At 45.8% G+C, this 12,974-nt stretch carries 11 protein-coding genes and 1 pseudogene; 10 read left to right on the top strand and 2 right to left on the bottom strand.

Features of this window, described 5'->3' with window-relative positions; translation table 11 throughout:
• The first annotated feature begins 124 nt into the window (after positions 1 to 124).
• The 4 genes from ACIFO6_RS13380 to ACIFO6_RS13395 all read left to right on the top strand — a co-directional run bounded on the left by ACIFO6_RS13380 (position 125) and on the right by ACIFO6_RS13395 (position 4,897).
• On the top strand, positions 125 to 634 hold the full coding sequence (locus ACIFO6_RS13380; RefSeq protein WP_430041130.1) for a GNAT family N-acetyltransferase: 510 nt from the start codon (positions 125 to 127) through the stop codon (positions 632 to 634).
• 137 nt (positions 635 to 771) lie between these two features.
• Positions 772 to 993 (top strand): hypothetical protein, encoded by a 222-nt coding sequence (locus ACIFO6_RS13385; protein ID WP_430041131.1) that lies wholly within the window; start codon positions 772 to 774, stop codon positions 991 to 993.
• 495 nt (positions 994 to 1,488) lie between these two features.
• Positions 1,489 to 4,563: a X2-like carbohydrate binding domain-containing protein gene (locus tag ACIFO6_RS13390; RefSeq protein ID WP_430041132.1), complete on the top strand. Its 3,075-nt coding sequence runs from the start codon at positions 1,489 to 1,491 to the stop codon at positions 4,561 to 4,563.
• A gap of 49 nt (positions 4,564 to 4,612) precedes the next feature.
• Positions 4,613 to 4,897, top strand: coding sequence for a hypothetical protein (locus ACIFO6_RS13395; protein WP_430041133.1), 285 nt, complete (start codon positions 4,613 to 4,615; stop codon positions 4,895 to 4,897).
• 107 nt (positions 4,898 to 5,004) lie between these two features.
• On the opposite strand, the gene ACIFO6_RS13400 is transcribed toward ACIFO6_RS13395, so the two are convergent.
• Positions 5,005 to 5,922 (bottom strand): AEC family transporter, encoded by a 918-nt coding sequence (locus tag ACIFO6_RS13400; protein ID WP_430041135.1) that lies wholly within the window; start codon positions 5,920 to 5,922, stop codon positions 5,005 to 5,007.
• A 181-nt stretch (positions 5,923 to 6,103) separates the two neighbouring features.
• Between ACIFO6_RS13400 and ACIFO6_RS13405 the strand changes: the two genes are divergently transcribed.
• Positions 6,104 to 6,892: an SDR family oxidoreductase gene (locus ACIFO6_RS13405; RefSeq protein WP_430041137.1), complete on the top strand. Its 789-nt coding sequence runs from the start codon at positions 6,104 to 6,106 to the stop codon at positions 6,890 to 6,892.
• Positions 6,893 to 6,994: 102 nt separating this feature from the next.
• Here ACIFO6_RS13405 and ACIFO6_RS13410 read toward each other — a convergent pair whose 3' ends face one another.
• Positions 6,995 to 7,723, bottom strand: coding sequence for a DsbA family oxidoreductase (locus ACIFO6_RS13410; RefSeq protein ID WP_430041139.1), 729 nt, complete (start codon positions 7,721 to 7,723; stop codon positions 6,995 to 6,997).
• 212 nt (positions 7,724 to 7,935) lie between these two features.
• Here ACIFO6_RS13410 and ACIFO6_RS13415 point away from each other — a divergent pair, with 212 nt between their 5' ends.
• The 5 genes and pseudogenes from ACIFO6_RS13415 to ACIFO6_RS13435 all read left to right on the top strand — a co-directional run bounded on the left by ACIFO6_RS13415 (position 7,936) and on the right by ACIFO6_RS13435 (position 12,973).
• Positions 7,936 to 8,964, top strand: coding sequence for a LacI family DNA-binding transcriptional regulator (locus ACIFO6_RS13415; protein ID WP_430041140.1), 1,029 nt, complete (start codon positions 7,936 to 7,938; stop codon positions 8,962 to 8,964).
• Positions 8,957 to 9,835, top strand: coding sequence for a ribokinase (rbsK, locus tag ACIFO6_RS13420; protein ID WP_430041142.1), 879 nt, complete (start codon positions 8,957 to 8,959; stop codon positions 9,833 to 9,835). The genes ACIFO6_RS13415 and rbsK overlap by 8 nt, the downstream gene beginning before the upstream one ends.
• A gap of 1 nt (position 9,836) precedes the next feature.
• A pseudogene (locus ACIFO6_RS13425) lies at positions 9,837 to 9,998 on the top strand (RbsD/FucU domain-containing protein); the annotation flags it as partial.
• Positions 9,999 to 10,213: 215 nt separating this feature from the next.
• Complete coding sequence (locus ACIFO6_RS13430) at positions 10,214 to 11,227, top strand: ABC transporter substrate-binding protein (protein WP_430041143.1); 1,014 nt, start codon at positions 10,214 to 10,216, stop codon at positions 11,225 to 11,227.
• Between the two features lie 30 nt (positions 11,228 to 11,257).
• The gene (locus ACIFO6_RS13435) at positions 11,258 to 12,973 is read left to right on the top strand and encodes an ABC transporter ATP-binding protein (protein ID WP_430041144.1); all 1,716 of its coding nucleotides are present in this window, start codon (positions 11,258 to 11,260) and stop codon (positions 12,971 to 12,973) included.
• Position 12,974 lies beyond the last annotated feature (1 nt).

The raw sequence follows: 12,974 nt of genomic DNA on the forward strand, positions 1-12,974 counted from the left end.
GGCTCCACCTCGTCCGGTCATAATATATGTATTTTAGCATATTTTGAACAGCACCGGAGGGAATGTGAGATTGGGATGCAAATCGAAGTAAAGAACGAACTGATCCGTCAAGAGAGGTGAAGATATGGGGTATGACATTCAGTCGAAATTGAAGCTGTCCATAAAAAGTGCACCGGAGTCGCAGAAAGACATTATTGTGCAGCTCATGCAATTTTATTTATATGATTTTACAGCCTATCTTCAAATTGATGTTACAGAAAACGGCACCTTCCCGGCTTACCCGGACTTGTATCAATACTGGACAAGCGGTGAACAGAAGCTGCCTTTTCTAATCTGGAGGCAGGACGTTCCCGTAGGTTTCGCATTGGTTGACCAGATGTCCAGCAATCGGGAGGCTGACTACTACATGGCTGAGTTCTTTGTGCTTCGTCCTTATCGGCATAAGGGTGTCGGTACTTGGGCGGCTCATGAGCTGTTTGGACGTTTTGCCGGGCGTTGGAAGGTAACGCAGATGAGCACGAACAGGGCAGCGCAGTCCTTTTGGCGGAAGGTGATTGGCAGTTATACGGATGGGGACTACAGGGAGCAGACTCATCCAGTACGAGGGAGTATAAGTCAGTTTTTCAATACCTGAAAAATTCAAAACTGTAATTAGTAACAAAATGAGTCGGGGAGAGCCTCCTGTCGGCTCTTTTTTGCGTTTTCAATTTAAGTCTTCTATCCATCTATAGAGATGCTAAGCGGGAGGAAATTTACAAAAAGGTACAATAATTGATCTGTGATCAAGTTGTTATCATTCGATTTGTCGGCAGGCTGTATGGAGCAGAGGATTTTGCTTATTACTTGGAGAGACGGCCGGGAGCTTTCATTCATGTGGGGGCGCGTAATGAGGATGAACGAACACATTATGCTCAACACCTTCCTCATTTTGATTTTGATGAGCGTGCATTGCTTGTGTCAGGCCACATATTTTTGGTGTTGGCGCTTGAATAGTTGCAATAATAAAGGATATATTTAATGCTTATTGATAGCATTCACGTAAAATGGAACCGCGCATAGCGCGGTTTTTTGGCGTATATCAAAGTATTTTGACAGATATTAAAGAATGAGAAATGAATTGATTATTTCAATACATGAAAAATTCATAATAGAAGTATTTAAAAAGTATCAATGTCCAGGTGAAGGATCAAGCCCATACTGTAAGCTGTGAAGCAAGTAATGATATTAACATAATCTTGATTTTTTACACAAGGAAATGAGAAAAGGATGACGAATGTATTGAGCGAGACAAATGTAAGCGCTTTATAAAATGTGGTTCCTGTTGTATTTCATGGATAACGACTGGAGGTGAGACCGAGAGAAGCTTTTATCAGACTATGTTGGTTGTTGGAAAGACAATGATTAGGAACGAATCTGGAATCGACTGGTTTCTTTGATATGAAAAATATTTGCATATTCAAATGAAAATAGAGAAGGAGGTTGAATTCATTGACTAAGGTAAAAAGCAGGTTTAGGATCGCATGTTTGGCCCTTGTGGTAGCGGGTGCTTCCTGGACAGGGTTGATAACGCCCTCACATGCTGCTCCTCCAAGTGATGAGTACACCTGGAAGAGTGTGGTCACGGGTGGCGGTGGCGGTTTTGTGCCAGGTATCATTTTTAATGAGAAGGAAAAAAATCTGATCTATGCCCGTACGGATATCGGAGGTGCTTATCGCTGGAATCCCGCTGACGAGAGCTGGATTCCGTTGACGGATTCTGTGGGTTGGGAAGATTGGAACAAAAATGGCGTAGATGCGTTGGCGACCGATCCTGTTGATCCGAATCGTGTATATATAGCTACAGGTACGTATACCAATTCATGGGACAAGCAAAACGGGCAGATTATGCGGTCGACCGACCGGGGCAATACGTGGCAGACAACGAAGCTTCCTTTTAAGGTGGGAGGGAATATGCCAGGACGCTCGATGGGCGAGCGTCTGACAATTGATCCCAATAAGAACAATATTTTGTTCTTCGGGGCACGGAGCGGTAATGGACTATGGAAAAGCTCGGATTACGGGGTAACCTGGAGCAAGGTGAGCAGCTTCCCGAATCCGGGCACGTATGTTCAGGACCCTTCCAATGAGTACACCAGTGATATTGTCGGTTTGGCCTGGATTACGTTTGACAAAAAGACAGGCTCTGCCAGCAAAGCTACCCAGACGATTTATGTAGGGGTAGCTGATAAGAACCAAAGTGTCTATCGCAGTACGGATGGCGGGTCAACCTGGTCCGCTGTAGCAGGACAACCAACGGGCTATTTACCGCATCATGGCGTGTTGTCATCGGACGGCAACCTGTATATCTCTTATAGTGATGGGGCGGGTCCATATGACGGGACAAAGGGTGATGTATGGAAATTGAATACAGCCAGCGGTCAATGGACCAATATAAGTCCTATTGCCAGTAGCAGCACGGACAATTATTTTGGATATGGTGGATTGACAGTAGACGCGCAGAAGCCCGGTACTCTGATGGTGGCTACGCTGAATTCCTGGTGGCCGGATGCAACGATTTATCGCAGCATCGACAGCGGGTCAACCTGGAGCCCCATTTGGGAATTCGATGGTTATCCAACTCGCAAGCTGAAATATAATTTGGATATAACAGCTGCACCTTGGCTGACTTTTAATGCCAACCCTGCTCCGCCGGAAATATCGCCCAAGCTGGGCTGGATGATCGGGGATCTGGAGATTGATCCATTTAATTCAGACCATATGTTATACGGCACAGGAGCTACGATTTACGGCTCCAAAAATGTGACGAATTGGGACAAGGGCGGCAAGCTGGACATTTCGGTAGCCGCTAAGGGGGTAGAGGAAACGGCGATTTTGGATCTTGTAAGCCCTCCAACCGGTGCACCTTTGGTGAGTGCAGTAGGGGATGTCTCCGGTTTCAGACATGACGATCTGTTCAAGGCTCCAGCTAAAATGCTGGATAATCCCACTTTTACAAGCAGTGAAAGCATCGACTATGCCGAGCTGAATCCAGCTTTTATGGCGCGGGTAGGCAAAGCCGATTACGAAAAAGATCCGAATGCCAAATCCATTGGCTTCTCCAATGATGGCGGAGCAAACTGGCATAAAGCGAACAGTGAGCCTGCCGGTACAGCAGGAGGGGGAAGCGTAGCTGTTGCGGCAGATGGTAATGGCTTGCTTTGGAGCACATCGGACAAAGGCGTATTTTACTCCAAAACAGGCGGCAACTCATGGACCGCAAGTACAGGTATTCCAGCGAACGCGAAGATTGCCTCGGATCGGGTGAATCCCAACAAATACTATGCATTCGCCGACGGAAAAATATATGTCAGCACCAATGGAGGCGTATCGTTCACAGCCTCGGCGGTATCTGGCTTGCCAACCGTAGGTAATGCCGATATTGATGCAGTACGTGGAGTAGAAGGGGATGTGTGGTTCGCTGGGGGCTCTGAGGATGGAGGGCCATACGGCTTGTGGCATTCCAAGGATTCCGGTGTTACGTTCACCAAACTCGCTAATGTGCAGGAGGCAGACTTTGTAGGCTTTGGTAAAGCAGCACCGAATCGTACCAATGCAGCTGTATTCATCGTTGGTAAAATCGACGGTACACGCGGATTTTACCGTTCGGACGATGATGGCGCAAACTGGGTACGTATTAATGACGACAAGCATCAATATGCACGGGCGACGACCATTATCGGTGACCCCCGAGTTTATGGACGTGCTTATCTGGGAACGAATGGCCGCGGCATTCTGGTAGCAGATCGATTGGGCGGTGATCAACCATCTGCGGGTCAGTCTAGCATTACGCCGACAACTGCCACCTATGGACAAGATAACACAAATACCAATATTTCCGTCAAGCTTACACTGAACGGTAATACGTTAGACGCTATCCAGCAGGGTAGCGTAGTGCTGAATAAAGGTGAAGATTATACGCTCAATGGCGAAACGGTCACCTTCTCCAATAGTTATTTGTCCAAACTCCCTAAAGGAGATACAGCGCTAATGTTTCATTTTAATGCAGGTAGTGATGTGCAGTTTACGGTGACAGTAAAGGAAAATACACCAAGCGAGCCGGGAACAGAACAGGGTGTTCTCAAGGTACAGACCTTCAATGGGAATGTATCCGAAACAAGCAATACGATCAGCTCCAAGTTTAAAATTACGAATACAGGAGCTTCATCGGTTTCCCTTGCCGATGTGACGATGCGTTATTATTACACTATAAATGGGGAGAAGTCCCAAAATTTCTTCGCAGATTGGTCAAGTGTTGGTCCTGAGAATGTGATCGCTAGCTTCAAAACACTGTCCAATCCAAAACCGGGAGCAGATTCTTATATGGAAATTGGCTTTAAGCCAGGGACGGGTTCTTTAGATCCCGGTCAAAGTGTGGAGCTACAAACCAGGGTAACCAAAACGGACTGGAGCAATTACACCCAAACCGATGATTATTCCTTTGACGCCACAGCAACCAGTTTAAAAGATTCCACTAAGGTAACTGCTTATTTGTCTGGAAGCAAGCAATGGGGGATAGAGCCGTAAACCCTGTTAAGGTAAGCGAAATCCGAGCGAAAAGAGGACGATTGCTAAAATGGCTAACTGCTTTGCAGCATTTAGCATAAGAATAATCCTAAAGCCAGCCACTCCTGAAGAGCGAGCTGGCTTTATTTTTGCTGGCATTGTTGATTCTAGTCGAACATTTATAAATATTTCACTATATGAAAAATTCATAATAGATAAACAGTTCTTTCTCGCACACGATCTCCATAAAACACACATACCACTTGAATCAGGGAAAAGTCGAACAATTACGAACGTATGTTCTTTTTTTGAAGAAAAAATGCTCTTGTCCTCAGAAAAAAGCGGTTCCATATAAGTCGAACACGAAAAAATGAACGTTAAAAACGGAGTAGGCCGAATAGTGCTGTACAAGCGAAGTGGTGGCGATGGGAAGCACTATTCGGCTTATATAAGCCAATCAAATCAAACAAGATACCTGGATGCTGAAATCAACAGTGTCATTGTAATGACATTCACAATGGTAGAAAGAAGTACCGTTTGAGCTGCGAAATCGGGTTCATTTTTATATTCTTCCGCCAGAATACTTGTATTAACACCGGTAGGCATACCAGAGGCAATCAGCAGGGCTTGAGCAGGAATCCCTTTAAGCCCCAGCAGGAGTACGATCAGAAAACCGACCGCAGGACCAACAATCAGACGCAGCACCATACTAATATACACGGCTGTACGCCGCAGACGAAAGGGATATTGCACAATTTGCGCTCCCAAGGTAAGCAGGGCAACGGCAACCATCGACTGACTGATATAATTCAACGGTTCTGCCAGTAAATTGGGCAATGGACTGTGCAACAGGTTCAACAGCAAGCCCAGCACGAGGGCGTAAGGAACTGGCATTTTTAAAAAATTAATCAGAATTTTTCGACTGTCGGCCTTGCCGTTTTGTACAACAAAAGTACCGTATGTAAACGTGACAAAGCTTTGAAAGGTCATAATCAGTGCTTGAACGGACGTAGCCAGCGGATCACCTTTGAATACTAGCTGATTGATCGGCAGACCGTAATTTCCAGAATTATCAAGCATGACACTGTTTGTAAAAGCTCCCCGCATTCCAGGGCTATACTTCAAAGATCTGGAAACAGTTGTACTGATGACGTACAAAATGGCTATGTACAAGGCGTAAAAAAGAGAAACCTCCCCCATGAGCATTAACGAAATTTCCGAGTTATAAAGACCGGTAAACACAACCGCAGGGGTAATATAGTAAAAATTGATCTTAGCTAAGGTATACAAATCCAGTCGAAAATAATATTGCATGATACAACCAAAACCGATGAGTACAAAAATAGGTAAAACTACGTCTAAAAGAATAGTGCCGAACATATCTGGTTCATCTTCTTTCTATTGTGCGATTTCTTAAAAATGCATGTGCATCGTCCATTATACTGTGGAAATAGGCTGGGCGTATAATAAAATTTTATATAACCCAAGAGGGGCTACTCGCATTACATGCTGTTCATATGTACAATTAAATAGAGAACACAGAGAAAAGGGAGTGGCATAGATGGATTTAGGATTAACGGGAAAAGCTGCCTTTGTTGCAGGCTCCAGCAAAGGACTTGGCAAGGCAAGCGCACGGGAGCTGGCGCGTGAAGGTGCGAATGTCGTGATTTCGGGACGGGACGAAGCGGAGCTTCAACATACACAGGCTGAACTCCAACAAACGGCCAGCGGGCGCGTCGAATATGTGGTTTGCGATGTAACGAAACCTGAACATATTTCCAAAGCTATCCGTCGTACAGCAGATTTGTTCGGCACCGTCGATATTTTAGTTAACAATGCGGGCGGGCCTCCTGCGGGAACCTTTGATGATTTTACGGATGAAGTTTGGCTGCAAGCCTTTGAGCAAAATTTGCTTAGTCATATCCGGTTAATTCGTGAAGCTCTACCTTATATGAAAAAACAACAAAGCGGCCGAATTTTAAATATTGCATCCTCCTCGGTTAAGCAGCCGATTCCGGGTCTTATTATCTCGAATACACTACGTACGGGTGTCGCTGGCTTGGCGAAAACACTGTCTCTGGAATTAGCTCCTTACAATATCCTGGTACATACCGTAGCGCCGGGAAGAATTGCAACCGATCGTGTGCGAAGCTTGGATGAGCATCGGGCCGAGAAGACTCAGCAAACATTGGATCAGGTTCGCAAGCAAGCTGAAGAAGGTATTCCGTTGGGAAGATATGGGGAGCCGGAAGAGTTCGGGAGAGTGATTGCTTTTCTGGCATCTGAAGCCTCGTCCTATTTGACAGGCAGCACCATTCTTGTCGATGGCGGGATGATCAAATCGATGTAACAAATATTTTAAAAAAGCGTGCCAGCATCAGAATGAATCGGATGTTAGCACGCTTTTTAGGAGGGTTAGTTAAGAAGCTGTGAATCGCTGTTCACTCATCGATCAGTTCTCGCGGCGTGGAAGCTCACAACCGTCGTCTGTGCATACACCACCTGCATCGTCTGCGGAGGAGCTTGCGCTTACCATCGTGAACGGAGAGCGTTGGTCCCATGCTTTTTGCAGGGCATCATGGAATACCTCGTCCGGTTGAGCACCCGAAACAGCAAATTTACGATCAAAAACAAAGAATGGCACACCACGAACACCCAACCCAGCACCCTCGGCTTCATCGGCTCTAACTTCATCCGTATAGCGATCACTGGCCAGCACAGCAGCGGCTTCGTCTCGATCCAGACCAACCTCGGCAGCCAACGCCGCCAGCACTTCAGGGTCACCTGTATGCTTGCCTTCTATGAACACAGCCTGGAATAAGCGCTCGCTCAGCTCCAGCATTTTGCCTTGTGTTTGAGCCCACAGCGTTAAGCGGTGGGCATCCAGCGAGTTGGTTGGCACCATCGCATGAATATTGTATTCCAGACCCGCCGAGCGTGCGTTTTCGTTCATACGATCATTCATAGCCTGAGCCTCTTGCAGACTGACGCCATACTTGGCCGACAGCTCTTCATTGATCGTTTTACCACTATCTTTTACAGCGTCCGGGTTCAGCTCAAAGCTCTTAAACGTCAATTTCACCTCATTGTGGTGCGGGAATTGCTGCAATACTTGTTCCAAACGGCGTTTGCCGATATAACAGAACGGACACATATAATCAGACCAAACTTCGATATTCATAAGGAAAAGCCTCCATGTATACGTATTTTATCGAGTAACCGGAAGTGAGTAAGCTCACGTTTAGATTTCTTATCGAAGGTGAAACTCAATCAGTTACATTAGAATTATAAGGCCAAAGCCTGCTGCGTGCAAATATTTAATACTTGTCAAAGAATAAATGCTGTGATATTTTATATTTGTAATCGGTTACATATTGGAGTTGAAACTACACAATGACAACAATTAAACAGGTCGCCAGCTTTGCAGGCGTTTCGGTAGCGACCGTATCCAGAGTTATTAATGAAACCGGATACGTGCATGAGGATACACGTCGCAAGGTTGAGGCCGCTGTTAAGCAACTAAATTACAAACCCAACGAAGTGGCTCGTTCTCTGTACAAAAAGAAATCCAAATTAATCGGCCTGCTTCTGCCGGATATTACGAATCCTTACTTTCCCTTGCTAGCTCGTGGAGTGGAGGATCGAATGCAGGAAAATGATTTTCGAATTATTTTTGGTAATTGTGATGAAGATCAGCAAAAAGAACTGGATTACATGGATACCTTTATTCAAAATAATGTCGTTGGCGTCATTTCATCTACAAATGATCCCAATGCTGATTGCTACGCCAAGCTGAAAATCCCTGTCGTTTTTCTCGATCGGACTTCCAATGATAGCCCCTCCGTATACGCCGATGGTGCTCATGGCGGTCGACTTGCAGCGCAGGAAATCGTGGCCCGTGGCAGCAAACAAATTACAGTCATGCAGGGCCCGGCACATATTCGTCCGGCGCAGGATCGTTTTCGCGGGGCGGTTGAAGAGCTTCAGCAATCGAATATTACTTATCATGTCGTCAAGACGACGTCCTTTTCGTTCAAGGAAGCCGAGCTGTGGGCCAAAGAGCTGTTCAACAAGCATCCTGATACAGACGGAGTCATTGCGAGTAACGATATTGTGGCTACAGCGGTGATGCACGAGGCACATCGATTAGGAAAGATAATCCCGGATGATGTTCAGATTATCGGGTTTGATGATATACCATTAAGCAGCTTGTTATTCCCGCCATTGTCAACGATCCGGCAGCCCGCTTATGAAATGGGATGGGAAGCAGCAGGTCTGCTGATTCAACTGATTGAGCAGTCACAAGTAACGAAGTCAAGCGTACCTAATCTTCATTCGAGCATACTTACCCATTCAAGCATACAATTGCCCGTCAAATTCATTGAACGGGAAACGACCAGAAAGGTGGATTATCATGGCTAAAATCACGATTGTTGGAAGCAGCTCTATGGATCTTGTAGTGACTTCATCCAAGCGCCCCGGCGCAGGAGAAACCGTACTGGGTGAAAGCTTTACAACCGTACCCGGAGGGAAAGGAGCCAATCAGGCAGTAGCTGCGGCCCGTCTCGGAGCGGAAGTTACGATGATTGGACGCGTAGGGGATGATCATTTTGGTCAACAGATTTTAAGGAACTTTGAAGAAAATCATGTTCATGTTGGCTATGTGAAACCGGTTACACATATGGAAAGTGGCACAGCACATATCGTACTGGCTGAAGGTGATAACAGTATTGTCGTTGTAAAAGCAGCGAATAATGAAATAACTCCAGCCTATGTAGAGGAAGCACTCGATGTGATCCGAAATTCGGATATGGTGCTCATCCAACAGGAAATACCGGAGGAAACGGTCGTATACGTGAGCAAAATTTGCGCCAAGTATGAGGTGCCGCTGCTGCTGAATCCTGCTCCGGCTCGTGAGGTGGAAGCAAATGTGATTGAGAACGCGACATACATTACGCCCAATGAGCATGAAGCTGCTATTATGTTCAAGGGCCAAAGCCTTCAAGAGGCTCTGCGTCAATATCCGAACAAGCTGTTTGTTACGGAAGGCAGCAACGGTGTACGATTCTTCGACGGAGAACAGGAGGTCGTTGTTCCTACTTATAAAGTAGAAGCCGTGGATACGACAGGTGCAGGGGATACATTTAACGCTGCATTTGCGGTGGCGCTGTCTGAGGGGAAATCGCTGGCAAATAGTGTGAAATTCGCCAATCGTGCTGCATCGCTGTCCGTTACCAAGTTTGGGGCACAGGGTGGTATGCCAACGCGGCGTGAAGTGGAGGAACAATTATAATATGAAAAAACATGGAATCCTGAACAGTCATATATCCAAAGTACTGTCGGATCTCGGCCACACGGACTATATTGTCGTGGCCGATGCCGGCTTACCCATTCCTGAAGGCGTTACCAAAATTGATTTGGCTCTCAAATGGGGAACTGATGGATCAGAAGAAATAAAATGGGCGTAACCCCCCATATATTTAAGATTTCGGGCTGATGCGAGAATGCGATCAGTCCGTTTTTTTATGAGACAGGAATCATTTGCTTCGTATAATATGGAAGTTTTTAATTTTAGTGTTGTAAGAAGTAGCGGTAAAAGATAGAATAACAATTGTATGATAATGAGAATCACTATCATTTTTTAGTGTATATACTTAAGGAGGACATCATCTTGCAACAAAGTAACGGGGTAAAATCGGGGATTACGCTGTGCCTCGTGGTTCTACTAACGTTTATACTGGGTGCTTGTGGAAACACAGATACCCGCAGTCAGACCAACGGAAAGACAAGCATTAACGACTCTTCCGGGCAATCCCAAACGGTTGCCATGCGTGAATATACAGATGCCACTGGCAACAAGATCAATATCCCTGTAAATCCGCAACGGGTTATTACGACGCAATATTTGGATGCCATACTCGCCTTGGGAGTTAAGCCGGTAGGTGCTGCTTCCCATTTGTTGGAGGGCGAATATTTAAAGGGTAAGATTGACGGAATTGCAGATATTGGGAACCCGACGAATGTAGAAAAGGTGCTGGAGCTACAGCCAGACCTGATCATAACAACAGAAGATATCACTCCCGAAGTGAAGGAGCAGCTGGAGAAAATTGCTCCAACCGTAGTCGTTTCTTTTGGAGCAGGGGATGTGTTCAAGCAATTTCGGGATGTTGCCGCCGTGCTAGGTAAGGACAAGGAAAAGGAAGCTGAGCAGTGGATTGTTAATCTGGATCAAAAGGCTGCCGAAGGCCGGAAGAAGCTGGCTGGAAAATTTAAGAAAGGCGAAACGGTCACGATTTACATGACTTACGGAAAGGATGTTCTAAGAGTGTATGGGGCGCGGAATGTAGGACATGTCATTTACCGTTCACTGGAATTGAATCCTCCTGAGTACATACGCCAAAAGCTGGCGAAGGACCCAAACTTTAATTTCGTTTACGATAGCATCTCTATGGAAAAGCTGCCTGAACTGTCAGGGGACCGAATTATTATGCTGGTTTATGATGAAGAGAGCAAGGATGGAATCCTCAAGGAAATCGAGCAAAGCGCACTGTGGAGAAATCTTCCTGCGGTTAAAAACCACAAAGTATATTTCATCAAAGCTGACCCGTGGTTTACGTACTCACCGCTTGCGATTGACAAATCGCTGGATGAAGCGGTTAACATGCTTTCCGTCGATCCTAAATAATCACTTGAAATAAGAAAGGAGAAGTCATATATGTTAAAACGTTTTTTTGAATATTACCGTCCTTACCGGACTTTGTTTATTATTGATTTCTCTTGCGCCTTGCTGGCTGCACTGCTGGAGTTGGCTTTTCCACTTGCCGTCAACCGGGTGGTCGATGATTTGCTACCTAGCGGGAACTGGAAGTGGATTTTATATGCTTGTATAGGACTGCTTGGTATTTATGTAGTCAGTGCCGGATTAAATTACGTGGTTACCTATTGGGGCCATAAGCTGGGGATTAACATCGAATCGGACATGCGTAAAAAGCTGTTTGATCGAATTCAAAAGCAATCCTTCCGTTTTTTTGATAATAACAAAACAGGGCATCTCGTCTCCCGTATGACCAACGATCTGATGGATATCGGGGAAATCGCCCACCACGGACCTGAAGATTTGTTTATCGCGTTGATGACACTGGGAGGGGCCTTCGGCATCATGCTAGGCATTAACTGGAAGCTGGCAGTGCTGACGTTCATTATTGTGCCGCTTATGATTTACTTGTCCTTGTATTTTAGCCGTAAAATGAATGCTGCTTTCCATCGCATGTTTTCGGATATCGCAGATTACAACGCACGCATCGAAAATAATGTCAGTGGTATCCGCGTTGTACAAGCATTTTCGAACGAAGAGCATGAAATGGAACGTTTTGCTGAGAACAATGGACGATTCCGTAAAACCAAGCTAATTGCTTACCGTATTATGGCTTGGAATTCTTCGATTAGTTTTGTTCTGATGAAACTGGTTTCGCTATTTGTACTCGTGTGCGGTACATGGTTTGTGATTGAAGGGCAAATGACGTACGGGGAATTTATCGCGTTTGTGATGCTGTCCAACGTATTTCTTGCACCAATCAAGCAGATTAACTCTGTTATTGAAACGTATCCCAAAGGCATTGCCGGCTTCCGCCGATACCTGGATTTATTGGAAAGTGAATCGGATGTAGAAGATCTGCCAGGGGCCAAGACCGTTACCCATCTGAATGGAGAAATCCAATTTACAGGTGTAACATTTGGCTATGAAAACAAAGACAAAGTATTGCGCAAAGTGGACCTATCCATCCATGCGGGAGAGACTGTAGCACTAGTCGGCCCTTCAGGAGCAGGTAAAACGACGCTTTGCAGCTTGTTGCCACGCTTCTATGATGTGGAGGAAGGCAGCATTACCATTGATGGTATGGATATCCGTGAAATGAACCTGGAATCGTTGCGCTCCATGATTGGGATCGTACAGCAGGATGTGTTCCTGTTCGATGGAACGGTTCGTGAAAATATTGCATATGGCAAGCTAGGTGCTTCGGAAGAAGAAATTTGGGATGCCGCCCGACGGGCTCAGATTGAAGACCTCGTTCGTACATATCCGGAAGGGTTGGATACGATGATTGGTGAACGGGGCGTGAAACTGTCCGGGGGTCAAAAGCAACGCTTGTCTATTGCCCGGATGTTCCTCAAAAATCCACCTATTCTCATTTTGGATGAAGCAACATCAGCACTGGATACAGAGACAGAAGCTGCGATTCAGCAGGCTTTGACAGAGTTGTCGCAAGGACGCACAACGCTCGTTATTGCGCATCGTCTGGCAACGATTAAAAACGCCGACCGCATTATCGTGGTTGCCGATCAGGGAATCGCCGAGCAAGGTAGACATGAAGAATTGCTGGCGGTAAAAGGTCCATATAGCCGTCTGCATCAAGCTCAGTACGGTACCTAAA

The sequence above is a fragment of the Paenibacillus sp. NRS-1781 genome, from assembly GCF_050467745.1.
Taxonomy (GTDB): domain Bacteria; phylum Bacillota; class Bacilli; order Paenibacillales; family Paenibacillaceae; genus Paenibacillus; species Paenibacillus terrae_A.

Bases quoted from the DNA above. Each gene is read 5' to 3' on its own strand.
- ACIFO6_RS13410 (WP_430041139.1), bottom strand. From the start codon at position 7,723: ATGAATATCGAAGTTTGGTCTGATTATATGTGTCCGTTCTGTTATATC.
- ACIFO6_RS13405 (WP_430041137.1), top strand. From the start codon at position 6,104: ATGGATTTAGGATTAACGGGAAAAGCTGCCTTTGTTGCAGGCTCCAGC.
- ACIFO6_RS13395 (WP_430041133.1), top strand. From the start codon at position 4,613: ATGGCTAACTGCTTTGCAGCATTTAGCATAAGAATAATCCTAAAGCCA.
- ACIFO6_RS13415 (WP_430041140.1), top strand. From the start codon at position 7,936: ATGACAACAATTAAACAGGTCGCCAGCTTTGCAGGCGTTTCGGTAGCG.
- rbsK (WP_430041142.1), top strand. From the start codon at position 8,957: ATGGCTAAAATCACGATTGTTGGAAGCAGCTCTATGGATCTTGTAGTG.
- ACIFO6_RS13400 (WP_430041135.1), bottom strand. From the start codon at position 5,922: ATGTTCGGCACTATTCTTTTAGACGTAGTTTTACCTATTTTTGTACTC.
- ACIFO6_RS13380 (WP_430041130.1), top strand. From the start codon at position 125: ATGGGGTATGACATTCAGTCGAAATTGAAGCTGTCCATAAAAAGTGCA.
- ACIFO6_RS13435 (WP_430041144.1), top strand. From the start codon at position 11,258: ATGTTAAAACGTTTTTTTGAATATTACCGTCCTTACCGGACTTTGTTT.